The sequence below is a fragment of the Allotabrizicola aquatica (SeqCode) genome (assembly GCF_965194375.1).
Taxonomy (GTDB): Bacteria; Pseudomonadota; Alphaproteobacteria; order Rhodobacterales; family Rhodobacteraceae; genus Tabrizicola_A; species Tabrizicola_A aquatica.
The window spans coordinates 57981-84764 of the sequence record NZ_CBDAEL010000004.1; the positions used below are offsets into that span (position 1 = coordinate 57981).

At 62.7% G+C, this 26784-nt stretch carries 29 protein-coding genes; 20 read left to right on the forward strand and 9 right to left on the reverse strand.

Going from position 1 to position 26784, the window contains the following annotated elements; translation table 11 throughout:
* Nucleotides 1-36: 36 nt before the first annotated feature.
* From AC72UB_RS07280 to AC72UB_RS07295, 4 genes are read left to right on the forward strand one after another with little or no spacing between them, the layout of a single operon-like run.
* A complete protein-coding gene (locus tag AC72UB_RS07280) occupies nt 37-1284 on the forward strand; it encodes a sarcosine oxidase subunit beta family protein (protein ID WP_505189186.1) in 1248 nt (415 codons plus the stop codon).
* A 34-nt stretch (nt 1285-1318) separates the two neighbouring features.
* Nucleotides 1319-1642, forward strand: a complete 324-nt coding sequence (locus tag AC72UB_RS07285) for a sarcosine oxidase subunit delta (protein WP_463290277.1) — start codon at nt 1319-1321, stop codon at nt 1640-1642.
* A complete protein-coding gene (locus AC72UB_RS07290) occupies nt 1639-4614 on the forward strand; it encodes a sarcosine oxidase subunit alpha family protein (RefSeq protein WP_505189187.1) in 2976 nt (991 codons plus the stop codon). The genes AC72UB_RS07285 and AC72UB_RS07290 overlap by 4 nt, the downstream gene beginning before the upstream one ends.
* Nucleotides 4607-5158: a sarcosine oxidase subunit gamma gene (locus AC72UB_RS07295; protein WP_505189188.1), complete on the forward strand. Its 552-nt coding sequence runs from the start codon at nt 4607-4609 to the stop codon at nt 5156-5158. The genes AC72UB_RS07290 and AC72UB_RS07295 overlap by 8 nt, the downstream gene beginning before the upstream one ends.
* 54 nt (nt 5159-5212) lie before the next feature.
* On the opposite strand, the gene AC72UB_RS07300 is transcribed toward AC72UB_RS07295, so the two are convergent.
* The 3 genes from AC72UB_RS07300 to AC72UB_RS07310 form a co-directional block, all read right to left on the reverse strand.
* Nucleotides 5213-5818, reverse strand: coding sequence for a TetR family transcriptional regulator C-terminal domain-containing protein (locus tag AC72UB_RS07300; protein WP_463290274.1), 606 nt, complete (start codon nt 5816-5818; stop codon nt 5213-5215).
* 110 nt (nt 5819-5928) lie between these two features.
* The gene (locus AC72UB_RS07305; protein ID WP_505189189.1) at nt 5929-6393 is read right to left on the reverse strand and encodes a heme-binding protein; all 465 of its coding nucleotides are present in this window, start codon (nt 6391-6393) and stop codon (nt 5929-5931) included.
* Between the two features lie 27 nt (nt 6394-6420).
* Nucleotides 6421-7053, reverse strand: coding sequence for a TetR/AcrR family transcriptional regulator (locus tag AC72UB_RS07310; protein WP_505189190.1), 633 nt, complete (start codon nt 7051-7053; stop codon nt 6421-6423).
* 118 nt (nt 7054-7171) lie between these two features.
* Between AC72UB_RS07310 and AC72UB_RS07315 the strand changes: the two genes are divergently transcribed.
* The 3 genes from AC72UB_RS07315 to hydA are packed head-to-tail and all read left to right on the forward strand — an operon-like array spanning nt 7172 to nt 11057.
* Entirely contained in the window at nt 7172-8422 is a 1251-nt protein-coding gene (locus AC72UB_RS07315; RefSeq protein ID WP_505189191.1) for a Zn-dependent hydrolase, read from the forward strand.
* A 21-nt stretch (nt 8423-8443) separates the two neighbouring features.
* Nucleotides 8444-9577 carry a glycosyltransferase family 61 protein gene (locus tag AC72UB_RS07320; RefSeq protein WP_505189192.1) on the forward strand — a complete coding sequence of 378 codons (1134 nt, stop codon included), beginning with the start codon at nt 8444-8446 and terminating at the stop codon, nt 9575-9577.
* A 25-nt stretch (nt 9578-9602) separates the two neighbouring features.
* Nucleotides 9603-11057 (forward strand): dihydropyrimidinase, encoded by a 1455-nt coding sequence (hydA, locus tag AC72UB_RS07325; RefSeq protein WP_505189193.1) that lies wholly within the window; start codon nt 9603-9605, stop codon nt 11055-11057.
* Nucleotides 11058-11113: 56 nt separating this feature from the next.
* Here hydA and AC72UB_RS07330 read toward each other — a convergent pair whose 3' ends face one another.
* Complete coding sequence (locus AC72UB_RS07330) at nt 11114-11260, reverse strand: hypothetical protein (protein WP_463290267.1); 147 nt, start codon at nt 11258-11260, stop codon at nt 11114-11116.
* Between the two features lie 95 nt (nt 11261-11355).
* Here AC72UB_RS07330 and AC72UB_RS07335 point away from each other — a divergent pair, with 95 nt between their 5' ends.
* The 10 genes from AC72UB_RS07335 to AC72UB_RS07380 all read left to right on the forward strand — a co-directional run bounded on the left by AC72UB_RS07335 (nt 11356) and on the right by AC72UB_RS07380 (nt 21312).
* A complete protein-coding gene (locus tag AC72UB_RS07335; protein WP_463290266.1) occupies nt 11356-12162 on the forward strand; it encodes an ABC transporter ATP-binding protein in 807 nt (268 codons plus the stop codon).
* A gap of 99 nt (nt 12163-12261) precedes the next feature.
* Entirely contained in the window at nt 12262-12594 is a 333-nt protein-coding gene (locus AC72UB_RS07340; RefSeq protein WP_463290265.1) for an SMR family transporter, read from the forward strand.
* Complete coding sequence (locus AC72UB_RS07345; RefSeq protein ID WP_463290264.1) at nt 12591-13457, forward strand: ABC transporter permease; 867 nt, start codon at nt 12591-12593, stop codon at nt 13455-13457. Before AC72UB_RS07340 ends, AC72UB_RS07345 begins: the two co-directional genes overlap by 4 nt.
* Nucleotides 13454-14299, forward strand: coding sequence for an ABC transporter permease (locus AC72UB_RS07350; RefSeq protein WP_505189194.1), 846 nt, complete (start codon nt 13454-13456; stop codon nt 14297-14299). Before AC72UB_RS07345 ends, AC72UB_RS07350 begins: the two co-directional genes overlap by 4 nt.
* A 41-nt stretch (nt 14300-14340) precedes the next feature.
* Nucleotides 14341-15315 carry an ABC transporter substrate-binding protein gene (locus AC72UB_RS07355; protein ID WP_505189195.1) on the forward strand — a complete coding sequence of 325 codons (975 nt, stop codon included), beginning with the start codon at nt 14341-14343 and terminating at the stop codon, nt 15313-15315.
* Nucleotides 15316-15498: 183 nt separating this feature from the next.
* Nucleotides 15499-16758, forward strand: a complete 1260-nt coding sequence (locus AC72UB_RS07360; protein ID WP_505189196.1) for a helix-turn-helix domain-containing protein — start codon at nt 15499-15501, stop codon at nt 16756-16758.
* Between the two features lie 100 nt (nt 16759-16858).
* The gene (locus AC72UB_RS07365) at nt 16859-17227 is read left to right on the forward strand and encodes a response regulator transcription factor (RefSeq protein ID WP_463290260.1); all 369 of its coding nucleotides are present in this window, start codon (nt 16859-16861) and stop codon (nt 17225-17227) included.
* 4 nt (nt 17228-17231) lie between these two features.
* A complete protein-coding gene (locus AC72UB_RS07370; RefSeq protein WP_505189197.1) occupies nt 17232-17525 on the forward strand; it encodes a hypothetical protein in 294 nt (97 codons plus the stop codon).
* A gap of 1 nt (nt 17526) precedes the next feature.
* Nucleotides 17527-20244: an ATP-binding protein gene (locus AC72UB_RS07375; protein WP_505189198.1), complete on the forward strand. Its 2718-nt coding sequence runs from the start codon at nt 17527-17529 to the stop codon at nt 20242-20244.
* Between the two features lie 54 nt (nt 20245-20298).
* Complete coding sequence (locus AC72UB_RS07380; protein ID WP_505189199.1) at nt 20299-21312, forward strand: FliM/FliN family flagellar motor switch protein; 1014 nt, start codon at nt 20299-20301, stop codon at nt 21310-21312.
* 102 nt (nt 21313-21414) lie between these two features.
* Here AC72UB_RS07380 and AC72UB_RS07385 read toward each other — a convergent pair whose 3' ends face one another.
* From AC72UB_RS07385 to AC72UB_RS07400, 4 genes are all read right to left on the reverse strand, one after another.
* On the reverse strand, nt 21415-21849 hold the full coding sequence (locus tag AC72UB_RS07385) for a protein tyrosine phosphatase family protein (protein WP_505189200.1): 435 nt from the start codon (nt 21847-21849) through the stop codon (nt 21415-21417).
* Nucleotides 21850-21888: 39 nt separating this feature from the next.
* On the reverse strand, nt 21889-22353 hold the full coding sequence (locus AC72UB_RS07390) for a DUF6691 family protein (RefSeq protein ID WP_463291449.1): 465 nt from the start codon (nt 22351-22353) through the stop codon (nt 21889-21891).
* Nucleotides 22353-22778, reverse strand: a complete 426-nt coding sequence (locus tag AC72UB_RS07395) for a YeeE/YedE family protein (RefSeq protein WP_505189356.1) — start codon at nt 22776-22778, stop codon at nt 22353-22355. Before AC72UB_RS07395 ends, AC72UB_RS07390 begins: the two co-directional genes overlap by 1 nt.
* Nucleotides 22779-22868: 90 nt before the next feature.
* A complete protein-coding gene (locus AC72UB_RS07400) occupies nt 22869-23732 on the reverse strand; it encodes an MBL fold metallo-hydrolase (RefSeq protein WP_505189201.1) in 864 nt (287 codons plus the stop codon).
* 164 nt (nt 23733-23896) lie between these two features.
* Between AC72UB_RS07400 and AC72UB_RS07405 the strand changes: the two genes are divergently transcribed.
* The 3 genes from AC72UB_RS07405 (at nt 23897) to AC72UB_RS07415 (ending at nt 26495) form a co-directional block, all read left to right on the forward strand.
* Entirely contained in the window at nt 23897-24214 is a 318-nt protein-coding gene (locus AC72UB_RS07405) for a TraR/DksA family transcriptional regulator (protein WP_463291451.1), read from the forward strand.
* Nucleotides 24215-24286: 72 nt separating this feature from the next.
* Complete coding sequence (locus AC72UB_RS07410; protein ID WP_505189202.1) at nt 24287-24526, forward strand: hypothetical protein; 240 nt, start codon at nt 24287-24289, stop codon at nt 24524-24526.
* A 139-nt stretch (nt 24527-24665) separates the two neighbouring features.
* Nucleotides 24666-26495 (forward strand): enoyl-CoA hydratase/isomerase family protein, encoded by a 1830-nt coding sequence (locus AC72UB_RS07415; RefSeq protein WP_505189203.1) that lies wholly within the window; start codon nt 24666-24668, stop codon nt 26493-26495.
* Nucleotides 26496-26506: 11 nt separating this feature from the next.
* On the opposite strand, the gene AC72UB_RS07420 is transcribed toward AC72UB_RS07415, so the two are convergent.
* Entirely contained in the window at nt 26507-26722 is a 216-nt protein-coding gene (locus AC72UB_RS07420) for a hypothetical protein (protein WP_463291454.1), read from the reverse strand.
* Between the last annotated feature and the right edge of the window lie 62 nt (nt 26723-26784).

A 26784-nucleotide genomic window follows, 5' to 3' on the forward strand; every position in this document is an offset into this window, starting at 1 on the left:
CGTTGGACAAGCAACCAAGACGCAAAGGGGCCTGCCATGAAACGTTATTCGGTCTTTGCCATCGCCAAGGAAGCGATGACCCATCATCTGGGCTGGGAGCGGGCTTGGGCCGCGCCAGAGCCGAAAAAGCACTATGATGTCATCATCGTCGGCGCGGGCGGTCATGGTCTGGCGACGGCCTATTATCTTGGCAAGAACCACGGCATCAAGAACGTGGCGATCATCGAAAAGGGTTGGCTGGGCGGTGGCAATACCGGGCGCAACACCACGATCATCCGGTCGAACTATCTGCAAGACCCCTCGGCTGCGATCTATGACAAGGCGTTGCAGCTTTACGAAAACCTGAGCCAGGATCTGAACTACAACGTGATGTTCAGCCCGCGCGGGCTTTTGATGCTGGCGCAGACCCATCACGAGGTGCGCGGCTATCTGCGCACGGTGCATGCCAACCTGTTGCAGGGCGTGCAGACCGAATACATCAGCCCGGCCAAGGTGAAAGAGCTGGTGCCGATCATCAACATTGACGGTCCGCGCTACCCGATCCTTGGCGCGCTTTATCAACCGCGCGGCGGCACCGGGCGTCACGATGCCGTGGCTTGGGGCTATGCGCGGGCCTGTTCGGCCATGGGGATGGACATCATCCAGCAGACCGAAGTCACCGCCGTGCGCTCTGAAGGCGGCGTGGTGAAGGGCGTTGAAACCTCGAAGGGGTTTATCGGCTGCAACAAGCTGGGCGTGGTGGTTGCCGGTCATTCCGGGCAGCTGGCCGAAATGGCGGGCTTCCGTCTACCGATTGAAGCGGTCGCGCTGCAAGCGCTGGTGAGTGAGCCGATCAAGCCTTGCATGGATGTGGTCGTCATGGCCAACACCGTGCACGGCTATATGTCGCAATCTGACAAGGGCGAGATGGTCATCGGTGGCGGCACTGACGGGTTCAACAACTTTACCCAGCGCGGCAGCTTCCACCATATCGAAGAGACGCTGCGCGCTTTGGTCGAAACCTTCCCGATGATCAGCCGCCTAAAAATGCTGCGCCAGTGGGGCGGGATTGTGGACATGACCGGCGACCGCTCGCCCATCATCTCGAAAACACCGCTTGGCAATTGCTTCTTCAACTGCGGTTGGGGCACGGGCGGCTTCAAGGCCATTCCCGGCTCCGGCTGGGCGATGGCGGAACTTATGGCCAAGGGCGAGCCGGGGCCGCTGGCCGAGGAATTCTCAATGTGGCGCTTCAAGGAAGGCAAGTTCATCGACGAGTCGGTGGCTGCCGGGGTGGCGCATTGATGGCTGGGAACATTGAATTCAAGGGAGAGATCAAATGCTGATCCTCGAATGCCCCTACTGCGGCGTAAAGGCCGAGGAAACCGAGCTTTCCCCCGGATATGAGGCGCATCTGAAGCGTTATGGCCCGGGATCGACCCCGGAAGAGTTCGAAGCCTATATGTTCGCCCGCAAGAACCCCAAGGGTGTGCACTTCGAACGTTGGCGTCATGCTTACGGCTGCGGAAAGTGGTTCTTGGCCGCGCGCTGCACCGCCACCTTGGAAGTGTTCGGGACATATCCCGCACAATCTTCCGCTCCGCCTGCCGATCTGCAGGCCAAGATCAAGGCCAAGCGGCCCAACTGGGAGGGCTACAAGTGAGCACCCGTCTGTCCAAGGGCGGTCGTCTGATCGACCGCGCCCGTCCCGCCCATTTCACCTTCAACGGCAAGCGCATGTCGGGCTTTGCCGGCGACACGCTGGCCGCCTCGCTTCTGGCCAATGACCAGATGTTGGTTGGTCGGTCGTTCAAGTATCACCGTCCGCGCGGCATTGTCGCCAGCGGTGCCGAAGAGCCGAACGCGATTGTCAACATGGGCGAGGGCGGGCGGTTTGAACCGAACCAGCGCACCACCACGACCGAGCTCTTTGACGGGTTGACCTGCACAAGCCAGAACCACTTTCCCAGCTTGGAATTCGATGTCGGCGTTGTGAATAACTATGCTGCGCGCTTCCTGCCGGCGGGCTTCTATTACAAGACCTTCATCCACCCGCGCTTTGCATGGAAACATGTGTTCGAACCGATCATCCGCCGCTCGGCTGGCCTCGGCAAAGCCCCAGTTGGTCAGGACGCGGATCACTATGAGCAGGCTTATGCTTTCTGCGATCTGTTGATCGTGGGCGGCGGTATTGCGGGCCTGCAGGCGGCCTTGATCGCCGGGCAGGCGGGTCACCGCGTCATCTTGATGGAGCAGACCGCCCATTGGGGTGGCCGCGCGCCGGTGGACGGCGATGTGATTGACGGAACATCGGCGGATGCATGGGTAAAGAACGCCGTTCAAGCCCTTGAAAAAATGTCGAATGTCACGTTGCGCCTGCGCTGCATGGCGGCGGGCGTTTATGACCACGGCTATGTGCTGGCCGATGAGAAGGTGGCTGACCATACCCCCGGCGACGGGCGGCCAAAGCACCGGCTCTGGCGCATCCGGGCGGGCAAGATCGTGACCGCCACGGGCGCGATTGAGCGGCCTTTGTCCTTTGCCGGCAATGATATTCCCGGCGTGATGCTGGCCTCGGCCGTGCGCGATTATGTGGTAAATTTTGCCGTCTCTCCGGGCGACCGCACGGTGATTGCCACCAACAATGACGACGGCTACCGCACCGCCATTGCCTTGAAAGAGGCGGGGCTGGAAGTGCCTTTGGTCGTCGATGCGCGCAGCACTGTGACGGGCGATCTGCCCGCCCGCGCCCGCGCTATGGGCATCCGCGTTGAAGCGGGCCGGGCGATTGTGAAGGTCAAGGGCGGCAAGCGGGTGACCGGCGTCTCCATCGGCCTTCAGGCTGGTGAAGGCGCTGTTCTGGAAGAGGTCGCTTGCGATGTCGTCGCCATGTCGGGCGGCTGGTCGCCTGTGGTGCACCTGTGGAGCCATTGCGGCGGCAAGCTGACCTGGGACGATGCGCAGGCGCATTTCCGTCCCGACGCCACCCGCCCGCCGACCAATCACGACGGGTCGACCATGGTGATGGCGATTGGTTCGGCCAATGGTCACCTGTCCGCCGCGGGCACTTTGGCTGATGTCGGCGCTCAGATGGGTGGCAAGGCGTCGACCGCCGCCGCCGTGACGGAGGCCCCGATGGAGGCCGTCTGGATCATGCCGCAGGGCGCAGGCATTCAGCTGAAGTCGAAGATGTGGCTGGATTACCAAAACGACGTGAAGGTGTCGGACGTCCAACTGGCCGCCCGCGAAGGCTATACCAGTGTCGAACACACCAAGCGTTACACCACGCTGGGCATGGCGACCGATCAGGGCAAGCTGTCGAACATCAACGGTCTGGCCGTGCTGGCCGGGGCCTTGAACGACAAGATCCCGAATGTCGGCACCACCACCTTCCGCCCGCCCTACACGCCCGTGACCTTGGGCGCGCTGGCAGGCGAAAGCCGGGGCGAGATTTTCCAGCCCCTGCGGATGAGCCCGATCCACCGCTGGCACGAAGCCAACGGCGCCTATATGGAACCGGTCGGCCTGTGGCGCCGCGCCTATTGCTATCCGCGCGGGGCTGAGTCCCACGAGCAAGCGGTGCACCGCGAAATCCTGAATGCCCGCGAAAATGTGGGCATGCTGGATGCCTCTACCCTTGGCAAGATCATCGTCAAGGGCCCCGATGCGGGAAAGTTCCTGGACATGCTTTACACCAACGTCATGTCGAACCTTGGCATCGGCAAGTGCCGCTATGGTCTGATGTGCAACGAACAAGGTTTCCTGTCGGATGACGGCGTCGTGATCCGCCTGTCCGAGGACAGCTGGCTCTGCCACACCACCACCGGTGGGGCCGACCGCATCCATGCGTGGATGGAGGACTGGCTGCAGTGCGAATGGTGGGATTGGCAGGTTTATGCCACCAACGTCACCGAGGAATACTCCCAGATCGCCGTCGCCGGCCCCAAAGCCCGCAAGGTTCTGGAAAAGCTGGGTGGGATGGATGTTTCTAAGGAAGCGCTGCCCTTCATGACCTTTGCCGATGGCACGCTGGGCGGCTTGCCGGTGCGGGTGCATCGCATCTCGTTCTCGGGCGAGTTGTCCTATGAAATCGCCACCCCGGCGGGCCATGGTCTGGCACTTTGGGAGGCGCTGATGGCGGCCGGGGCCGAGTTTGGCGTCATGCCTTACGGCACCGAAGCCATGCACATCATGCGGGCCGAGAAGGGCTTTATCATGATTGGCGATGAAACAGATGGCACGGTGATCCCGCAAGACCTGAACCTTGGCTGGGCGATCTCCAAGAAGAAGGCGGATTATCTGGGCAAGAGGGGGCAGGAGCGCACCTATTTGGCGAGCCCGAACCGCTGGAAGCTGGTGGGGTTTGAGGCGCTGGATGGCTCGGTCATCCCCGATGGCAGCTATATCATCGCCGATGGCTTCAACGGCAACGGCCAGCGCAACACCCAAGGGCGCGTGACGTCGACCTATTACAGCCCGACCTTGAAGAAGGGCATCGCCATGGGTCTGGTCAAAGGCGGCATGGACCGGTTGGGCAATGTGGTGGAGTTCAACACGCTGACCACCGCCACGGTGAAGGCGCGGGTTGTTGACCCGGTGTTCTATGACAAGGACGGGGAGAAGGGCAATGCGTGATCCAGTTGCACCCTTGGGCAATGCCCGTTTTGACGGCTTTTGCCAGATCCACGAAATCGGCCCCTTGGGGATGATCTCGCTTCGCGCCAAATCCGATGTGAAATCGCTGGCCAAGGCGATCAAGGCGGCGGTGGGTACCAAGGTGCCCGCAGCGCGCCGGATCGAGATGGCTGGCGACCGCGGCTGCGGCTGGATGAGCCCGGACGAATACCTGTTGATCCTGCCCTATGGCGAAACCGGGGCTGCGATGGCCGCCATTGCCAAGGCGATGGGCGACGATCACCATCTGGCCGCCGTGGTGTCAGATGCCCGTGCGGTGTTCCGGGTGGAAGGCGCCAAGGCCGATCAGGTTTTGGCCAAACTTTCCCCGGTGGACTTTGCCAAGTTGGAGCCGAATGAGCTGCGCCGCACCCGTGCGGCCCAGGTGGCCGCCGCGATGTGGCGCGACGAGGCGGGCTATACCGTGGTCTGCTTCCGGTCGGTTGCGGCCTATATGATGGGGCTTTTGTCCCATTCGGCCGCACCGGGCAGCGAACTGGCGTAACTGGCTTAGATTTCAGGAAAAGGGGCTGGCTGTTTGGCTGGCCCTTTTTTCTTGTCAGGGCTTCAGAAGCCTTGAAAACAAAGTGTCAAGAAAGGCCCCAGCCTCGGCAAAGGGATCATGCCCGGTGCCCAGCACCGCGCGCACCTGCACGTCAAAATCGGCGTAATGCTGGGTCAGTGCCCAGATTGAAAAGATCAGATGATAGGGGTCCAGCCGCGCGATGCGGCCCTGATCCATCCAGCCGCCCAGTACGGCAGCCTTTTCATCGACAAGCCGTTTCAGATCGCCCTCGATCGCTTCCATGATCCGGGGCGCGCCTTGCAGGATTTCATTGGCGAAAAGGCGGCTTTCACGGGGATAGTCACGCGACAGATCGAGCTTGGACCGCACATATCCCATGATTTCGGCCAAAGGCTCGCCTTCTGGGTTGAGCGCGCGCAAGGGGTCCAACCACGTGTGCAAAAGGCGGTTGAGTAATGCGGTGTGCACCGCCTCTTTCGAGGGGAAGTAGTACAAGAGGTTGGGCTTTGATAGGCCCGCCATCTCGGCAATCTGGTCCAGCGTGGCCCCGCGATAGCCGTGGACGGAAAACACATCCAAAGCCGCCTCCAGAATGGCGGAGGAGTTCTTTTCCTGAATGCGGGTGCGAGGCTTGGTCATAAGGGGGCTGGTCTGTCACGCGTCTGGGGGCAAAGGATGCTGGAAAAACAGGCGGAATGCAAACACTTGGCCAGATTAGGGTCAAAGCCCAAGGGAGCATTGGCCGGGCGCTAAAGCCCCGCCTTCAGCTGCCGTAGGCCCGCAACGGCCAGATTGTGATCGTCCACCTGCGCAAGGCCCGAGACGGTCACCACCGCCACCACACCAGCGCCCGCGACGCGGATCGGCACCGCGCCGCCCTGTTCGGCATAGTCTTCGACCGGCAGACCGAACTTGGCCAGCGACTCGCCCTTGGCACGGGTGCGCACGCCCACGGCCAGCGAAGCCTCTTGGAACAAAAGCGCCGTGGCCGATTTGCGCTGAATCCAGCGGTCGTTGATCGGGCCTGATCCCGGCAAGGCCGCGTGAAAAAGCGTCCGGTCGGGCGTTCGGATATTGATGACGATGGTCAGGCCACGGCCAAGCTCGGTCAGGATCTGGCCCAGCGCCAGCGCCTCGGCCTCGGCAAAGCGAGGCAGGGTCAGGCTTGCGGCTTCGGCTTGCAGGGTCTCAGAGGAGGGGAAATCGGGGGTCATGGGCACCACAAAGGGTTAAGGGTGGGGTCAGATGGCGCCAATGCCGCGCAGGATCATAGTTTTCACACTGTCTTTGGCTGCGCGCCATTGGGCTTCGGTCAAAGGCTTGCCGCCGTTTAAGGTCTCAATCTGGTGGCCGAAGTCGGCGTAATGCTGGGTGGTGGCCCAAAGCATGTACAAAAGGTGCTCGGGGTTCACCGCCGCCATTTTGCCCTCATCAATCCAGCGCTGGATGAGAGTGGCGCGGCCAGTGGTCCAATCGCGCAGCGTGGTTTCCAGATAGTCCTGAATGACCGGCGCGCCGTGCATCACCTCGGACGCCCAGACTTTGGAGCCATCGGGGTGGCGGCGCGAGATTTCCATCTTGGCGTCGATATAGGCGCCAATGCCTTCCACCGGGCCGGGTGCGCGATCCATACTTCCGGCGGCCTGCAGCCAGATTTCAAAGATGTTCTGCACGACCTGGCGATAAAGCGCCTCTTTGGTGGGGAAGTAGTAATGCAGGTTGGCTTTGGGCAGGCCCGCCATATCGGCGATCAGCTGCATCGTGGCCCCGCCAAAGCCGGCTTCAGCAAAAACTTTCTCGGCCGCCTGCAGAATGAGCGTTTCATTCTGTTGGCGGATCTCAATCCGGCGGAGAGGGCGGGCGGTGTCAGACATGGTTCAGATTTTCGTTGACCGTTTGGTCAGGGTGTGGTGCGTTTCATCTTGACCATACGGTCAGGAAAAGATTCGCTGCAAGGGGCATCAAGACTCCGGCAGTTCGGGGAGAAGACGAATGGCCGCACCGGGCGAGAACATCCGCATCAATTCTGCGCGTCTTTGGGACAGCCTTGAGGAGATGGCACTGATTGGGCCGGGGGTGGCCGGGGGCTGCAACCGCCAGACCCTGACCGACGCCGATGGCGAGGGTCGCCATTTGTTTCAGCGTTGGTGCGAAGCGGCGGGCATGACCATGGGCGTGGACACGATGGGCAATATGTTTGCGACGCGCCCCGGAACAGACCCTGCGGCGCTGCCGGTCTATATGGGCAGCCATCTGGATACCCAGCCGACGGGCGGGAAATATGACGGGGTTCTTGGGGTTCTGGGGGCCTTGGAAGTGGTGCGGTCGATGAACGACCTTGGCATCAAGACCAAGCATCCGGTGGTGGTGACCAACTGGACCAATGAGGAAGGCGCGCGCTTTGCGCCTGCTATGCTGGCTTCGGGCGTATTCGCTGGCATCCATACCGAGGACTATGCCAAGGGCCGCCGCGATATGGACGGCAAGCTCTTTGGCGAGGAATTGAAGCGCATTGGCTGGGAGGGGACCGAAAAGGTCGGCGCCCGCAAGATGCATGCGATGCTGGAATTGCACATCGAACAGGGTCCGATTTTGGAGGCCGAGGGCAAGGATATTGGCGTCGTCACCCACGGGCAGGGTCTGTGGTGGCTGGAAATCACGCTGACCGGTAAGGACGCGCACACGGGGTCGACCCCGATGCGGATGCGGGTCAATGCGGGCCTCGGCATGGCGCGGATCACCGAGCGTGTGCATCAGATTGCCATGAGCCATCAGCCCAATGCCGTGGGCGCGGTGGGGCAGGTCAAGGTGTTTCCGAACTCGCGCAATGTGATCGCCGGCAAGGTGGTTTTCACGGTGGACATTCGCAGCCCCGAACAGGCCAAGCTGGATACGATGAAGGCCGAGGTGATGCGGGCCGCTCATGCTGTTGCCGCTGAACTGGGCCTTGGCTGCGCCATCGAAGAGGTTGGGCATTTTGACCCGGTGACCTTTGATGTAGGCCTTGTGAAGATCGTCCGGCAATCAGCTGAAAACCTTGGACTTTCGCACATGGATATCGTGTCGGGCGCGGGCCATGATGCCTGCTGGGTCAACCGGGTTGCGCCGACCGTGATGATCATGTGCCCATGTGTGGACGGGCTGAGCCATAACGAGGCGGAAAACATCAGCCCCGAATGGGCGGCGGCTGGGACCGATGTGCTGTTGCACGCGGTGCTTGACGTGGCCGAAGTGGTCAGCTGAGCCGAAACAGGAGCGCTGCCGATGTCGATGACCCTGCCCACGGATCCGGCGCTGCCCTTGGCGGGCTGCGTTCGCGACGTGGCTGGGGCATTGCTCGTGCCACCTGCGGGGCCCGAACGGCCGCAGCCTTGTGGGGTGTTCGACGGCGCGGTTCCGGTGCCCGAAAGCCTGTGCTTTGGCGGCGATGGGCAGCATCCGATCAACAGCTTTCCAGCACCGCGCCCAGCCGAGCAACATCTTGGGGGGACGCACCTCTTCGGTGGCATCCTCTCAGGGCATTTCGGGCATATGCTGGTTGAGGGCACGGGACGGCTTTGGGTGCTGCACGGGCGTACAGATGTTGCAGGTGTGGTGTTTTTCGCCCGACCCTTCGACAAAGCCCGGCAATGCGGCAAGATGTTTGCCCAGATGGCGGCCGTATTGCGCTTGCCGCCTGTGACGGTGCTGGAAGCGCCGGTGACAGTGGACCGCTTGATCTTGGCCGAGCAGGGCCTTGGCTCGGGGGCCTTGTTGAACGGTCGGCCCGAGACGCGGGCGTTCCTGCGCGACCGGATGGCGCAGGTGGCCCCCGAAGGTGCTGGGCGCAAGTTTTACATCACCCGCAGCGGCCAACCGGCGCGTCGTGGCATGATCGTGGGGGAGGCCTCGCTTGAGGCCTTGTTTGCCGCCGAAGGCTATGAGGTGATCCGCCCCGAAGATCACAAACTCGCCCGGCAAGTTGCGATGTTTCGCGCGGCTAGCCACGTGGTGGGCACCGAAGGCTCTCCGTTCCATCTTTTGGCGATGGCGGGCCAAGCGGGCTGCAAAGTGGCTGTGATCCAGCGCCGCCGCTCACCGACCTTTTCGCAGATTTGTCAGCATCTTGAAGCCTTTATCGGCGGTACAGTCACGCGAATTGATGCGGTGGCCAGCATTCATGCGCCGAAGAAAGCCCGCAATCCGAACCTGATTTACTTAGAGCCCTCGCGCCCCGCCATGTGGGCCGCGCTGCATGAGGCGGGTTTTGTCGGGGGCGCGCCGTGGGAGGAAATGACAGCCGAGGCGCGCAAAGCTGCGCTTGGCTGGCTTGAAGCTGAGACCGAACAACGCCTGCGGCCCGTGGCAGTGGAAGACCTGCCCGAGGACGACGGGGATGAGGAAAAAGACGCCGCCTGAGGCGCGCGAGACAAGGGAGACTGCGATGTCCAGCACGGTTATCAAGAACGGCACTGTCGTGACGGCCGATCTTTCCTATGAAGCGGATGTAAAGATCGAAGGCGGTGTCATCACCGAAATCGGCAAGGGTTTGAAGGGCGACAAGGTGCTGGATGCCACCGGTTGCTATGTGATGCCGGGCGGGATCGATCCGCATACGCATTTGGAAATGCCCTTCATGGGCACCTATTCCTCCGACGATTTCGAATCCGGCACGCGGGCCGCCATGTCGGGCGGCACCACGATGGTGGTGGATTTCGTGCTGCCGGGGCAGGGTCAGGGGCTGATGGATGCCGCCCAGATGTGGCACAACAAATCGGGCCGGGCGCATTGCGATTACTCTTATCATATGGCCGTGACCTGGTGGGGCCAGAAGGTGTGGGAGGATATGGAGGACGCGGTCAAGGCGGGCATGACCTCGTTCAAGCATTTCATGGCCTATAAGGGCGCGTTGATGGTCAACGATGATGAAATGTATCAATCCTTCAAACGGGTTGGTGACCTTGGCGGTCTGGCCATGGTCCATGCAGAGAACGGCGATGTGGTGGCTGAACTGACCGCCAAGCTGATTGCCGAGGGCAACACCGGCCCCGAAGGCCACGCCTATTCGCGCCCGCCACAGGTTGAGGGCGAGGCCACGAACCGCGCGATCATGATCGCCGATATGGCGGGGGTGCCCTTGTATGTCGTGCATACCTCTTGCGAGGAGGCGCATGAGGCCATTCGCCGGGCGCGGGCGGCGGGCAAGCGGGTTTGGGGTGAGCCTTTGATCCAGCACCTGACCTTGGACGAATCCGAGTATTTCCACCCCGATTGGGACCATGCCGCACGGCGCGTGATGTCGCCACCCTTCCGCAACAAGCAGCATCAAGACAGCCTTTGGGCGGGCTTGCAGTCGGGGTCGTTGTCAGTGGTGGCCACCGATCACTGCGCCTTCACCACTGAGCAAAAGCGGTTCGGGTTGAAGTCCTTCGCCCAGATCCCGAACGGGACAGGCGGGCTTGAGGACCGGATGCCGATGCTGTGGACGCATGGGGTGAACACCGGGCGTCTGACGCCGAACGAGTTTGTGGCCGTCACATCAACGAACATCGCCAAGATATTGAATTGCTATCCGAAAAAGGGTGCAGTTCTGGTTGGGGCTGATGCCGATCTGGTGGTTTGGGACCCGAAAAAGGAAAAGACCATCACGGCCAGCGCCCAGCAATCGGCGATCGATTACAACGTGTTTGAAGGCCAGAAGGTCACCGGCCTGCCGCGCTTTACCCTGAGCCGGGGTCGGGTGGGCATTGACGATGGCAAGGTGGTGCCGAAGGAAGGCCATGGCCAGTTTGTGGCCCGCGCGCCGCGTCCGGCGGTGAACCGCGCGTTGAGCCAGTGGAAAGACCTGACGGCCCCGCGCCCTGTGACGCGGTCGGGCATGTCGGCCACGGGGGTGTGATGGCGGCTCTGTGCGACAGCTTGGGCCTTCATGGGCCAAGGACGGGAAAGGCGGGCTCAGGGCTCTCCCTGTTCGCTTTCCTCGTCGTCGTGCGGCAGTGGTGTGAAGGCATAGGCGATCTCAGGCGCGCCGAAATAGCTTTCTTCAAGGTCTTCGGGGCCGGGGGCGAAAGCAAGCGTGGTGGGGGCAAGCGGGATCAGCATGGCGGTCCTCCTGTTTGCGACGAGATGGGAATAGGGGCGGGCGGGTGCAAGGATGGCACCGCTGGCCAACGAAAATGTGAAGGATCAGGTGCGTGATGGACAGGCAGACACAGGGCACAGCCCAAGCTGGACCGGTGATCGAGGCGAAAGACCTCAATTTGGTGTTTCACACCAATGACGGCCCGGTGCATGCGCTGAAGGACGTGAACCTGACCATCAACAAGGGGGATTTTGTCAGCTTCATCGGCCCGTCGGGCTGTGGCAAGACCACCTTTCTGCGCGCCGTCGCCGCACTTGAACATCCGACCGGCGGCACGCTGACGGTGAACGGCATGACCCCGGATGAGGCGCGGCAGAAGCGCGCCTATGGCTATGTGTTTCAGGCAGCAGGGCTTTATCCGTGGCGCACGATTGCCGGCAATATCCGGCTGCCGCTGGAGATCATGGGCTTTGACCGCGCCGAGCAAGAGGCGCGGGTGGCGCGGGTGTTGGAATTGGTGGAGCTTACGGGCTTTGGCAAGAAATTCCCTTGGCAGTTGTCGGGCGGGATGCAGCAGCGCGCCTCGATTGCCCGGGCTTTGGCCTTTGATGCCGATATTCTGTTGATGGATGAACCCTTCGGCGCGCTCGATGAGATTGTGCGGGACCGGTTGAACGAAGAGGTGCTGAAGCTTTGGGCGCGCACCGGCAAGACGATTGGGTTTGTGACCCATTCGATCCCTGAGGCGGTGTATCTCTCGACCAAGATCGTGGTGATGAGCCCGCGTCCGGGCCGGATCACCGATGTGATCGATAGCCCCTTGCCGAAAGAGCGCCCCTTGGACATCCGCGACAGCAAGGAGTTCATCGAGATTGCCCACCGGGTGCGTGAGGGCTTGCGGGCGGGGCATTCCGATGAGTGAGCTTGCGCCCATGATTACCCGCGCCGGGGGGCTGTCTGCCCCCCACGGCCTTCGGCCTCCCCCCGAGAGTATTTTGGCCAAGTTGAAAGGGGCAGTCAGATGAGTGCGACCTATGGTTGGCTGCTCGCCGCGACCCTTGTGTTCATGGCGGCGAATTCCGGGCTAAAGATCTATGCCGGCGGCGCGGCGGTGTGGGTGCTGATCGGGGCATTGGTCCTGTTTTGCATCGGCAATACGCTGATGGTGCAGGTGATGCGCGGCGAGGGGCTGGGGGTGGCGATTGTGCTCTCGTCGATCTTCCAGATGGTGGCGATCACGCTTTTGGCGACTGTCGCCTTTGGTGAGCGGCTGGCGCCTTTGCAATGGGCGGGTCTTGCCTTGGGGATCGTGGCGGTGGCAATGATCGCTTGGCCGAAGGGGGCAGGGGCATGAGACATGTTGTTCCGGTTCTGACGGTTGTTTTGGCCATTGTGGTGATCTGGTACGCGGCGGCCGTCGGGTTGAACCGCGCGTGGATCTACGATCAGGCTGCGCGGGCCGGGGTGGAGCCCGCGACGGGCATGGCGCTGGTTGTCGAGACGTGGAATCAAGAGCGGCCGGTTTTGCCCGCGCCGCATCAGGTGGTGACGGAATTGGTCAAGTCCACCTTTGGCATGGCGCCGACGTCGAAGCGGTCATTGGTCTATCACGGCTGGATCACCCTCTCGGCCACGTTGTTGGGCTTTGCGATGGGCACGGCCATGGGCATTTTGCTGGCCGTCGGCATCATCCACAACCGCGCCATGGATATGAGCGTGATGCCTTGGGCGATTGCGAGCCAGACGATTCCGATCCTGGCGATTGCGCCGATGATCATCGTGGTTTTGAACTCGGTGGGCCTGCAGGGGCTGGTGCCGAAGGCGATCATTTCGGCCTATCTGTCGTTCTTCCCGGTCGTGGTGGGGATGGTTAAGGGCTTGCGCAGCCCCGATCAGATGCAGCTGGACCTGTTGCAGACCTATTTCGCCAGCCGGTCTGAAGTGTTCTGGAAGCTGCGCCTGCCCTCGTCGATGCCTTATCTCTTCACCAGCTTGAAGGTGGGTATGGCGGCCAGTTTGGTAGGGGCGATCGTGGGTGAGTTGCCGACGGGTGCGGTGGCCGGCCTTGGGGCGCGGCTGTTGTCGGGCAGCTATTATGGCCAGACAGTGCAAATCTGGGCCGCATTGTTTGCCGCGGCCGTGGTGGCGGCGGGCATGGTCATGCTGATCGGCATGGTGGAGCGGGGCACCTTGAAACGCATGGGGATGGCGCGATGAGCTGGGTTCTGGTGGCCTTGGGCGCTTGGGCGCTTGGCTGGTGGGTGAACAGCCGCCTTGCAGCCTCGCCCTTGGCGCGGACACAAGGCGGCAAGCTGGCGGTGCCGGTGATTTTCGGCCTGACCATCTTGATCCTGTGGGAAGGGTTGGTGCGGGGGCTGAACGTCTCGCCGGTGATCTTGCCGCCGCCTTCGGCCGTGGCGGTGCGCTTTGCCGAGAGCCTGCCGATCCTGTGGGGCGATTTCGTGCAGACGGCGGTGAAAGGGGCCTTGTCGGGCTATCTGATTGGCTGTGCTGCGGCCTTTGCCACGGCGATTGTGATTGACCGCAGCCCCTTCTTGCAGCGCGGCCTTTTGCCGGTGGGCAATTTCGTGGCCGCTTTGCCGATTGTCGGCATTGCGCCGATCATGGTGATGTGGTTCGGGTTCGACTGGCAGTCGAAGGCGGCCGTGGTGGTGGTGATGGTGTTCTTCCCGATGCTGGTGAACACGATTGCCGGGCTGAAAGCCTCGGACGCGATGCAGCGCGATCTGATGGCAACCTATTCGGCCAGCTACACGCAAACCCTGCTGAAGCTGCGCTTGCCTGCGGCGATGCCGTTTGTGTTCAATGGCTTGAAGATTGCCTCGACGTTGGCCTTGATTGGGGCCATCGTTGCCGAGTTTTTCGGCAGCCCGACCTTGGGCATGGGATTTCGGATCAACGCCAGCATCGGACAGCTTGCGCTGGACATGATCTGGGCAGAAATTGTCGTGGCAGCCATTGCTGGTTCGGCCTTCTATGGGCTTGTCGCGATGATCGAAAAGCGGGTGACCTTTTGGCACCCGTCACAACGGACTTAACAATGGCCCCGGCAAATGGGGTCGCAACACGGAGGTTTGGAATGAAAAAGCTACTGACTTCGGCGCTGTTCATGGCATTTGCCACGGGCGCGCAGGCTGCCGACGACGTGACGCTGCAGCTGAAATGGGTCACGCAGTCCCAGTTCGCGGGCTATTACGTGGCCGCGGCCAAAGGGTTTTATGAGGCAGAGGGCCTGAATGTCACCATTCTGCCCGGCGGCCCCGATGTGGCCCCGACCCAGGTGATCGCTGGCGGCGGTGCCGATGTGGTTGTTGACTGGATGCCGTCGGCCTTGGCCGCGCGCGAAAAGGGTCTGGCGCTGGTCAACATCGCCCAGCCGTTCAAGTCCTCGGGCATGATGCTGACCTGCTTGAAAGAATCGGGCATCACCAGCCCGGCAGACTTCAAGGGCAAGACCCTTGGCGTTTGGTTCGGCGGCAATGAATACCCGTTCCTGAACTGGATGAATAAGCTGGGCCTCAAGACCGACGGCACCGATGTGACGGTTCTGAAGCAGGGCTTCAACGTCGATCCGCTGTTGCAAAAGCAGGCGGCTTGCGTGTCGACCATGACCTACAACGAATACTGGCAGGTGATTGATGCGGGTGTGAGCCCGGACGATCTGATCACCTTCAAGTATGAAGATGAGGGTGTGGCGACGCTGGAAGACGGTCTCTATGTCATGGAAGCCAATCTGGCCGACCCGGCGTTTGAGGACAAGATGGTGCGCTTTGTGCGCGCATCCATGAAGGGCTGGAAAGAGGCTGAGGCCAATCCGGATGAAGCGGCGATGATCGTTCTGGAGAACGATGCAACCGGCGCGCAGACCGAAGCGCATCAAAAGCGCATGATGGGCGAGATCGCCAAGCTGACCGCTGGTTCGAACGGCGCTTTGGACCCGGCTGACTATGACCGCACTGTCGCGGCTCTGATGTCGGGCGGTTCGGACCCGGTTATCACCGCCGCACCGTCGGGCGCTTGGACCCATGCGATCACCGACAAGGCGCTGCAGTAACAACGGCTTGACGGCACATAAGGGGGCGCGGGGGAAACCTCGCGCCCTTTTTCTTTGGTGACCGCGTTCGGAGGCGATCTGTAGGGCCAAACTCTATTTGGTCTTGTCGTTGGTGGCAGGGAGGGTGGCGCTTGCGCTTTGTCCTTGGGTTTGTAAATATCTTTACAAACCAATGGAGATGATATGGCCCTGTCCGCCCTGACCGGAAGCCGTCTGCGTGAACGTAGGCAGGCCTTGGGGTTGCGGCAGGCCGATTTGGCGGCTGAGGTCGGGATTTCGGCCAGCTATCTGAACCTGATTGAGCACAATCGCCGTCGCATTGCCGAGGATTTGCTGACGCGGCTTGCCGCAGCACTTGATGTCAGTTTGGACAGTCTGCAGGAAAGCCATGCCGAAGGGCGCCTCGACGCCTTACGCGCGGCGGCAGCGGCGGTGCCGGGGGCGGGGGCTGAGGTGGACCGGCTGGATGAATTGGTCGGCCGTTTTCCCGGCTGGGCCGCCACCTTGGGCGAATTGCACGACCGCAGCCATGCGCTTGGCCGGGTGGTAGAGGTGTTAAGCGACCGCATGGCGCATGATCCGCACCTGTCAGCCAGCCTGCATGAGGTGCTGTCGGCGGTCTCCTCGGTGCGTACCACGGCGGCGATTTTGGCGGACACCGACGATATCGACCCTGCTTGGCGGCAGCGGTTCCACCAAAACCTGCATGCTGACAGTGAGCGTCTGGCCTTGGGCGCCGAGGCGCTTGTGGCCTATCTGGACGCCGCGGGGCCCGGACAGGAACACTCCATCGCCTCACCCCAAGAGGAGGTGGAGGCTTGGGCCGAGGCCTGCGATTGGCAGCTGGATATGGGGCAGGATTTGGCCCAGTCGACGCATTTGGCCTCTGGCGCGGGGCGGTCATTGGCGCTGGCGTTGCAGACGCAGCTTGCGGCGGATTTGGCGGCGATGCCTGATCCGGCCTTTGCCAAGGCGTTGGCCCGGTTGGGCCCAGACCCGCTGGCGCTGGCGGGGGCGTTTGGCGTTCCCGTGCTGGCAGCCTTTCGCCGCATCGCGCTCCGGCCCGGTTCGGGTCTGGGGCTGTTGCTCTGCGATGGGTCGGGGACTTTGACCTTACGCAAGACGGCGGCGGGGTTTTCCTCGCCGCGCTTTGGGGCGGCCTGTCCACTTTGGCCGCTCTTCACCGCGCTGACCCGGCCCGAAACCCCGGTCGAGGCCGTGATCGCGCTGCCCGGCCCGCAAGGCGCGCGCTTTCGGGCCCGTGCCTTTTGCCAGACCCGCTTTCCCGGTGGCTTTCGCGGTCCGGAGCTGCGCGAGGCCGCCATGCTGTTGCAGCCTGAGCCTGCAGGTGCGGAGGTGGCGCTCGAGGTCGGTTCGACCTGCCGCATCTGTCCGCGGGCCGACTGTCCGGCCCGGCGCGAGCCATCCATCTTGCGCGGCTGAGATGGGCAACAAAGGCGGCGCTTTCCCCTAAGACATTTTGACAGCGCCGCGTTTTCCTCCGATAGTCACAGGGTCGTGACAGCAAGGCGGGGAGGGGACGATGTCCGGGCGCGTGCTGCTCATTGAAGATGAGCCGAACATCGCCGAGGCGATCCGCTTTATCCTGTCGCGGGACGGCTGGGAGGTGACGGTCGAGGAGAACGGTGCGCAGGCGCTGCCGCGCGTGGCCGATGTGAAACCCGATCTCGTGATTCTAGATCTGATGCTGCCGGGGATGAGTGGGTTGGAGATTCTCTCCTCACTGCGCGCCGATCCCGCGACTGAGGCGCTGCGGGTGCTGATGCTCACGGCCAAGGGGCAGGGGCGTGACCGCGAAGCGGCCGAGCGGGCTGGGGTGTCTGCCTTTATGTCCAAACCGTTTTCCAATGCTGAAATGCGTGCGCAGGTGCGTGCCTTGATGGAGGGCTGATCCGATGCCCGGCGGTCCGCTGTTTCTGGCCCGTGCGGTCTATCGGCGACGCAGGTTGCGCGATGCTGCGCGGTTGTTGCCGGTGCTGGGGCTGTTGCTGATGCTGTTGCCAGCACTTGGGCGCGACACATCGGGCGATGTGCGCGATGCGATATATCTATTCGTCCTTTGGGCTGTTCTGATCGCGGCGGCCGCCGTGCTGGCCCCTGGCCTCTCTGCGACCGAGGGCGACCAAGAGTCTGACGGCCCCGCCGACATGCCCACGCCTGCCCAGCGCAGCGCCGAGGACCCGCGCTGAGATGCCGTTTAACGTTTTGGTCCTCTCCTGCCTGATTTATGTGATTTTCCTGTTTTCGGTGGCCTTTGTCGTCGAACGGCGGGCCGCGCAGGGGCGGCTGGGGTTCTTGCGCTCGCCCGTGATCTACACGCTCTCGCTGTCGATCTATTGCACCGCTTGGACGTTTTACGGCGCGGTCGGCTATGCGGCGCGCTCTGGCATCGAGTATCTGACGATCTATCTTGGCCCAACGCTGGTGTTCGTCGGCTGGTGGCTGGTCTTGCGCAAACTGGTGCGGATTGGTCGGCAACAGCGCGTCACCTCGATTGCCGATCTGATCTCCAGCCGCTTTGGCAAATCGAACATTCTTGGCGTGGTGGTCACCCTGATCGCGGTGGTGGCGACAACGCCCTATATCGCGCTGCAATTGCAATCGATGACGCTGTCATTTTCGGTCTTTGCGCAAGACACGCCAGAGGCGTGGCTTTTGCCCGGCCATGAGGACATTGCCCTGTGGGTCGCGGCAGGGCTGGCGCTCTTCACCATTTTGTTCGGCACCCGCAATCTGGACGCCAAAGAACAGCACCACGGCATTGTGACGGCGATTGCCGTTGAGGCGGTGGTCAAGCTGGTGGCCTTGCTCGCCGTCGGGATCTTTGTCGTTTGGGGGCTCGCCGGCGGGATCGGGGCGGTGATCGACAAGATCGCGGCGGTCGAGGCCGAGGGATGGCAAATGCAGCCCGACCGCTGGCTGGCCTTGATCGCCGTCTCTGCAGCCGCGGTGATCAGCCTGCCGCGCATGTTTCAGGTCATGGTGGTCGAAAACGTTGACGAGGCGCATCTCGCGCGCGCCTCGTGGGCTTTCCCCCTCTACCTCTTTGCGATGAGCCTGTTCATCCTGCCCATCGCCGTCGTCGGGTTGGAACGCATGCCGGCCGAGGCCAATCCGGACATGCTGGTCTTGACCTTACCTTTGTCTGAGGGGCAGGGCGCTTTGGCGATGCTGGCGTTCTTGGGCGGGTTTTCCAGTGCCACTTCAATGGTGATCGTCGAAACCATTGCCTTGGCCACGATGATTTCCAACAACGTCGTCATGCCGCTTTGGCTGCGCCTGCGCCCCGATGCGGCGATGTCGGGCAATCTGCGCGCGGGGGTCTTGCTGACCCGGCGCTTGGCGATTGTCGGGGTCTTGGCGCTTGGCTTTCTCTATTACCGCATCTCAGGCGGCTCGGCGGCCTTGGCCGCCATCGGGCTGATCGCCTTTGTCGGGATGGCGCAGTTTCTGCCAGCCCTTTTGGGGGGTATCTTCTGGCGTGGGGCCACCCAGGCCGGGGCGCTGACCGGGCTGATCGTGGGCTTCGTCGTTTGGGCCTTTACGCTGTTCCTGCCGTCTTTCGGCGAAGGGGCGGTTCTTTCGACGCAGGTTTTTGCCGAAGGGCTGTTTGGGTTGGACTGGTTGCGTCCAAGGGCGCTCTTTGGCACCGAAGGGATGGATCCCTTGGTCCATTCAGTGTTCTGGTCTTTGGCGTTGAACGCGACCACCTTCGCTCTGGTGTCGCTGGTGACCTTCCCCGACCCGGTGGAGCGCATTCAGGGGGTGGCCTTTGTCAACGCCTTTGACCGTGAGGCGCAGGCTGAACGGCTGGGTTGGAGCCATGGTCAGGCCGAGCCAGAGGCGCTTTTGGCGCTGGCGCAGCGGATCTTGGGCGAAGAGGCGCTGACCTTCTTTGAGGCCCAAGCCCGCGCACAGGGCAAAGAGGGCTTCTTGCCCGACCTGACGCCCGAGTTCTTGGCTGAGGCGGAGCGGCGGCTGGCAGGGTCTGTCGGGGCCGCAACAGCGCATGCGATGATCAGCCAGCTTTTTGGCCGTGCCACGGTGACGGTGGAAGATCTGATGGCAGTGGCCAATGAGACCGCGCAGATCATGGAGTACTCGGCTAAGCTCGAGGCCAAGCAAGACGAGCTGTCGCGCGCCGCGCGGCAATTGCGCGAGGTGAACGAAAAGCTCACCCAGCTTTCGGTGCAGAAAGACGCGTTTCTCAGCCAGATCAGCCATGAGCTACGTACGCCGATGACCTCGATCCGGGCCTTCTCAGAAATCCTAACCGAGGGCGATATCCCGCCGCAGACGGTGCAAGATTCCGGCCGGATCATCCACTCTGAGGCGCTGCGCCTCACGCGGCTTTTGGATGATCTGCTGGACCTGTCGGTGTTGGAAAACGGGTCGGTGCAGCTGAACCTCGATCTAGTCCATCTGGGCGGAATGATCGACCGGGCGGTGCAGGCGGCCAGCCAAACCCGGCCCGAGCGCCGCTTTGAGATTATCCGCGATCCGGTGGCCGAGGAGATACACCTTCTGACCGACCCCGACCGTTTGGTGCAGGTGTTCATCAACCTGATCTCCAACGCGCGCAAGTATTGCGATGCCGATCCGGGTGTGTTGCGCATTGCGGTGCGGCAAAAGGGTGGGCGGATCACGGTCGACTTTATCGACAATGGGAAGGGAATTCCCAAGGAGTCGCAGCGGATTATCTTCGAAAAGTTTGCCCGCCTGACCGATCAGATGCGCGCCGGGGGCGCGGGGCTCGGGCTGGCCATCGTGCGCGAGATCATGACCAATCTTGGCGGATCGATCACCTATCTTCCCGGCCAGCGCGGGGCGGCGTTTCGCGTGATGCTGCCCTTGCGGCTGGAAAAACCCGCAGCGGGGGCCGTCTCGGGCGAAGGCAAAGGCGCGTAAAGCCTTTGGCAACCTGTTTGTGGCAGGTCTGGGTCTTGGAAAGCTGCGGAGGGCATGGTGTCAGAGGGGGTGATCCGGCGCAAGGTGACGGCGGCCCGCGGCGAGATGGCCGAGGGCGGGCCGGGCGCTGATCGCGGCTGGCGTCTGGCCTTGGCGCGCGCGGCGCGTGACCAGTTGAAGGCCCCGCTTGAGGTGACCATGCTGGCACAGGCCCGTGTCGGTTTGGCCGAGGTGTTGGAGGTGCCGCCCGACCGCGCGCTTGTTGCGGTGCTGGAGGGGCCTGGCGATGGGCTTGGAATGCTCGCTCTGTCGCCCGAGGTGTTTCAGGCGATGGTGGAGGTGTTGACCATCGGTCGCGTGGCGCAAACCGCCGCTGCCGCGCGCAAGCCCACCCGCACCGATGCGGCGATGCTGGCCCCAATGATCGATGCCGCACTTATCGATTTGGAGGCCGGGCTTGCCGAAGAGGCCGATCTGACATGGGCCGGGGGCTGGCGCTATGCCTCGTTTCTAGAGGATCCGCGGCCGTTGGGCCTGATGCTTGAAGATGTCGCTTATCGTCTGGTGACAGTTGAGGTGGATCTTTCGCTTGGCGCGCGCCGGGGCAGGGTGGTCTTGGCCCTTCCGGCCGAAGGGCGTGGGCGCAAGCCGCGAAGCAAGGCGGCGGGCGCGATTTCTGACACGGTGGCGGCAGAGCGTCGCTTTGCCGAAGAGCTGGCTGAACAGTTGTCTGGCGCGGAGGTCCGGCTTGAGGCGGTGCTGACGCGGCTGTCGCTGCCCTTGTCGCGGGTGGTTGGTTTTTCCGTCGGAGATCAGCTGGTGCTGAACGCAGCGGCGCTGGACAAGATCAGCCTTGAAGGGTTGGACGGGCGCAAGATGGCTGAGGGGCGGCTTGGTCAGAACCGGGGCTTGCGGGCCGTACGGTTGACAGTTGGGGTCAACGTCGGGCGTGGATCTGCGCCGATGGCCGATCCTGCTGTGCTGACACCCTCTGGCGCCTTAGCTGAGAGTTGTTCCGGGGCGACTGATTCTACAGATCAGGTACCGGCGGTGCGGCAAAGTGCTTAGACCGGCCAGAGGAGCGGCGCGCAAAAGGACCAACTGACTGTCTGGCGGCTACATTTGGCTCATGCAGCATCAAGGTCAGGTCTTGGCGAGCCGTGACAAAGCTTAACTTTGACGGGCAAAAGCCTCAATCAAGGCGCGCAGCGGTTCGTGGTTGTAGCCGTTCCGGGCGGCGATGGTCAGCATGTCATCGGTCGGAATCTGGCCCGCGTTCATCAATTCCCACACCACGGTGGAGCGGTTGCCCGAGGCGCAATAGGCCAGAACTGGCCCGCCCGCAGCCTCGACCGCCTCGCGCTGGCGGGCGACAAGATCGGGGGTGAATTCGCCGGGATAAACTGGGTTTACCACAAAGCGCAGGCCCGCCGCCTCGGCCGCGATGGCCATGCTGTCGGCCCACAGATCGCCGCCAATTTCCCCATCGGGGCGATTGTCGATCACCAACACAAAGCCAGCCGCCTTGATCGCGGCCAGATCCTCAGGCTCAATCTGTGGGGCCACGGCGTAGTCGGGGGTCAGGCTGCGAAGATCAAGCGTCATGGCAATCTCCTTGGCTTCATCGGTCAGGGCGTGCTGCGGTCAAGAGGCGGTGCGGGACGAGAGCCAACCGGCCACCACCGGAGCTATGACCATACCCGAGACCATGGCGAGGAGAAAGAGGGCACCGCCCCAGCCGCCAACGGCGAAGGAGGCGAGCGCCGGGCCGGGGCATAGCCCGGCAAGGCCCCAGCCCGCACCGAACATCAAGGATCCTGTGATCAGCGCCCGGTCCAACTTGGCTGGGGTGCGGTCTGGGATGGGTGTGCCCAAAAGCGAGACGCCGCGCCGCTCGGCGATGCGCCAGACAAAGAGCATCGGCAAGACCGCGCCCCCCAGCACAAAGGCCAAGGTCGGATCCCAGTCGCCGAAGAAGTCAAGCCAGCCCTGCACCTTGCGGGTGTCGATCATGCCCGACACCAAAAGGCCCGAGCCAAAAAGGCCACCGGCCAGAAAAGCCACCAGATCGCGCGGTTCGGTGGGAAGTTTGAGGGTTTTGTTCGCCATCAGATCAACTCCAGCCCGTGGCGGAACACCAAAACGGTGACGGCGCCGCCCAGAAGGTAAAGCCCGGTCGAGGCAAGCCCGCGCGGGGCCAGCCGCGAAATCCCGCACACGCCGTGCCCCGAGGTGCAGCCATTGGCCAGCCGGGTGCCGATGCCAACAAGCAGCCCTGCAGCGATGATGATAACGGGGTTGGTGGTGATCTGTGTGTCCACGCTGGTGTACAGCGGTACCAACAGCGGCGGCACAACCAGCGCGCCGAACAAGAAAGCCAGCCGCTCCATCATGGTGCTGCGCCCGGTGCCATCAACCAGCCCGCCAAGGATGCCCGAAGCCCCCATGATCCGGCCATTGACCAGCAAATACATCGCCGCCGCCCCGCCGATCATCAGACCGCCGATTGCCCCCCAGATCCAATCACTTGGAATCATCGCCTGTTCCCCCATTCCGATTGTGGGTGTTTTAGCGCAGCCCGCGACCAAGGACCATGCCCACAGACCGGGCGCCCAAAAGCGCGATCACAGGCCGTTGACGGGCACTTTCAGATAGCTGACGCCGTTGTCATCGGGCTCGGGCATTTGTCCGGCGCGCATGTTGACCTGCAAGGACGGGATGATGAGCCGTGGCATGGCAAGGCTGGCATCGCGTGTCTTGCGCATCGAGATAAACTCATCGCGCGACTTGCCCGCGCCCACATGTTTGTTCAGCGCCTTTTGCGCGCCAACAGTGGTTTCCCACGCATATTTGTCGCGCCCCTCGGCCTTGTAATCATGGCCGACGAAAATGCGGGTCTCCTCGGGCAGGGTGAGGAGCTTTTGGATCGAGTCCCACAGGGTCTCGGCCGAACCGCCCGGAAAATCGCAGCGTGCGGTGCCGAAATCGGGCATGAACAGCGTATCGCCCACGAATGCTGCGTCCCCGATGACATAGGTTAGGCAGGCGGGCGTGTGGCCGGGCGTGTGCAAGACCTCGGCCCGCATCTGCCCGATCATCAGGCTGTCGCCTTGGGAAAACAGCTGGTCGAACTGGCTGCCGTCCCGCTGGAACCGAGTGCCTTCGTTGAAGATCTTGCCAAAGGTGTCCTGCACCACGGTGATCCGCTCGCCGATCCCGATCTTGCCGCCCAGCGCCTCTTGGATATAGGGCGCGGCGGAGAGATGGTCGGCGTGGACATGGGTTTCCAACACCCATTCCAGCCGCAAATCATTTTCGCGGATGAACGCGATCACGGCATCGGCCGACCGGGTGTCGGTGCGCCCAGAGGCGTAGTCGAAATCCAAAACGGAATCGATCACCGCGCAGGCTCGGCCTTCGGGCTCTTGCACAACATAGGTGATGGTGTTGGTGGCCTCGTCGAAAAAGGCGTGAACCTTGGGGGTCATGGCGCGCTCCGCGTTCGGTTGCTTGTAGCTAAGCTAGGCCGAAAGCAATTACATTTCAAGATATGAATATGAGAAACATGCGACATGGGCCGGGCGTGTTGACGTGCATCAAGGCGGAGCTCCGTGCGACGGACTAGGCTTCTTGTCGTGACAGGAGAATTGGCATGATTTCACTTTCTCAGCGTAAGAGCCAGCTTGAGGCCCGTCTGTCCGAACTGCAGGCGCGCCTGCATCGCATCGAGGATGAGTTGGACAGTCATACATCACCCGATTGGGAGGATATCGCGACCGAACGCGAGGCCGAAGAGGTGCTGGAGGATCTGGGCTCGGCAGGCCAGTTGGAGCTGCGCCAGATCTCGGCGGCACTGCAGCGGATTGAGGTGGGTGAGTATGGCACTTGCACCAAGTGCGGGGCCGAGATCGGCGAAGAACGCTTGGATCTTTTGCCGCATACCCCCTTTTGCCGGCGCTGTGCGGGCTAAGCCACGGACCGCGAACCGGTCCAAGGCGGATAGGGGTGGCGAACGACAGCCGATGACATAGAGGAGGCTAAGATGACACGAAAGCCATCGAAACAAAGTGATGCAACACCCACAGCACAGGTGGCCCAACTGATGGGCGAGATGACAGAGGTGGCCTTGGCGGGCCAAGTGATGGGTCTGAAGATCTTGGCTGCCGAAATGGAAGCGTTGAGCCATGTGATTCCGGGGCTTGTGGGCGCAGAGCCGCAGGCCGGTGTTGAGGGCCGGACTGACGCCGAGATCGAGGCGGATTTCGACAACATGCCGGTGTAGCCTTACGCCTTGCGCCGCTTATCCGGTCGGGTGTGGCCCGTCGCGGGATTGCCTTTTGGGCTGCCAGCTTGCTTAATACTGCGCTTAAGGGCCTTACAGTTTTTCGTGCGGGCCTCGGGTTGTGGTTCAGGGGTAAGCTATGGCGGCTGAGGAGCGGTTGATTGCGCAAGAGCAGCGCGGGGCCCTGTGCCTGCTGTGGTTGGCTCACCCGCCGTTGAATGCCTTAAGCCGCCCGCTTCTCGCCGCGCTGTCGGCCGCTTTTACCAAGGCCGAGGCGGATCCTTCTGTGCGGGCCGTGGTCTTGGCCGCCGAAGGGCCGCAGTTCTCAGCCGGGATCGAGGCGCGTGACTTGGGGCTGGTGGACAATGGGCCACTTCACCCGGTGGTGACCCAGATCGAGGCGATGACCAAACCCGTGGTGGTCGCGCTTCAGGGCAATGTGCTGGGTGGCAGCTTGGAACTGGCGCTGGCGTGCCATGGTCGCGTGGCGCATGCTGCTGCTCGGTTGGGGTTTCCGGAAATTGCGCTTGGGCTTTTGCCGGTGGCGGGGGGTGGCCAGCGGCTCGCCCGGTTGGTCGGCGCGCCTGTCTCATTGCACATGCTGCTCGAAGGCACAGGCCTAAGCGCGGGTGAAGCTTTGGCGATGGGCCTTGTCGATGATGTCGTCGATGACGTCGTCGAGGAGGCTGCGGGCCCGCTTGCGCGCGCCGAGGCTTTGGCGGCAAAGCTTTCACAACTGCCCATGACGCCCAGTCTTGCACGGCGTGACGGTCTGCGTGACCCGGTCGCCTATCAGTCTGCCGTCACTGAGGCGCGCAAGCGGCTTGCCGGGACGGCGCTGCCAGCGCCCCATGCCGTTGTGGACTGTGTCGAGGCGGCGCTTTTGCTGCCCGCCGCGCAGGGCCTTGCCTTTGAGGCGGCCCAAAGCGAAGCGATGGCTGAAAGCCCCGAAGCCTCGGCGCTGCGTCATGCCTTTGTGGCCGAGCGCCGTGCGCTGGCGTTGCCTACGGCGTTGGCAACCCCTGAGGCGTCCGGTGATCCTCCCGCCCTCGCGCGGGTGACGTTGCTGGGAACGGGCGGGCTGGTGCCTGAGGTTGTCTTGCAGGCCCTGAGTGCCGGGCTTGCGCTGCGTTTGATTGGGCCAGACCGGGCAGCGCTTGCGGCAGCGCTGCAGCATGTCGCGGCCCGTCAAGAAGCGATGGTGGCCGAAGGCCGTCTAAGCGCCACCGCGCGCGAAGCTGACTGGGCGCGGCTGGTTGCGGTTTTACCCACTGAGGCCGAGGCGCCGACGGATCTGGTGCTGGTCACCCCGGATGCGCCACGCATGGCCCGCTTGCCCGGCCCAGCGCTGGCCTTGGGTGGCTTGGGCCCCGTGGTCTTGCACCCTGGCCTTGCCGTTGGCGCGCTGGCCATGCTTGCGATCACCCCCGATGCCGCCGTTGAGCCGCAGATCGCGGCGGTGACACTTGCCCGGCGGCTGGGGTGGAAGCTTTTGCTGCAAGGGAAGGGCGCGGCAATGGATCAGCGGCTGCGCTTGGCGCTGTCGCGTGCGGTCGCGGTTCTGGAGGCCGAGGGCACGACGCGGGCGCAGGTTCTGTCCGCGCTGGCCGCGCAAGGCATGGCGGCGCTGCGACCTAAGGTGGCAGGGGATATAAAGGCGCATCCAGACACCGAGGCTGAAGGGATTGTCGAGTTCTGTCGCGCCGCGCTGATGTCCGAGGGGCTGCGCCTTTTGGAGGAAAAGAACGCGCTGCGGCCCAGCGATATTGATGCGGCGGCGCTTCTCTCTCGCCTGATGCCGCGCTGGCAGGGCGGGCCGATGTTTCAGGCGGACCTTATTGGTCTGATGGCCCTGCGCGCCGATCTGCGAACGCGCGCCCAGACCCATGCGCAACTGTTTGCCCCATCGGCGATTATCGACAGGCTGATCGCACAGGGCCAGCGGTTAAGCGATCTGAACCGCGGTTAAGAGCGGTGCAATTACGCCAGCATCACCCCAAAAACCACGCACATCAGGCCAAGGCCAGACACTGCAAGGGCGGCCATGTTCAAGATCACAGCCCGATGCAGAACCGCGCGCATCTGCTCATCGGGAAGTTGGGCTTTCTTCGCGCGCACTGCGATGATGACGCAATACACAAGACCCGCCACGCCCAGCAATGTCAGGGCTGCCCCGATCCAGATCATCCACGCCATTTCGAGTCCCTTTCTCGTTGGTCCCGTCCCACTCACCGTCGGTCCCGTCGTGGGCTTCATGC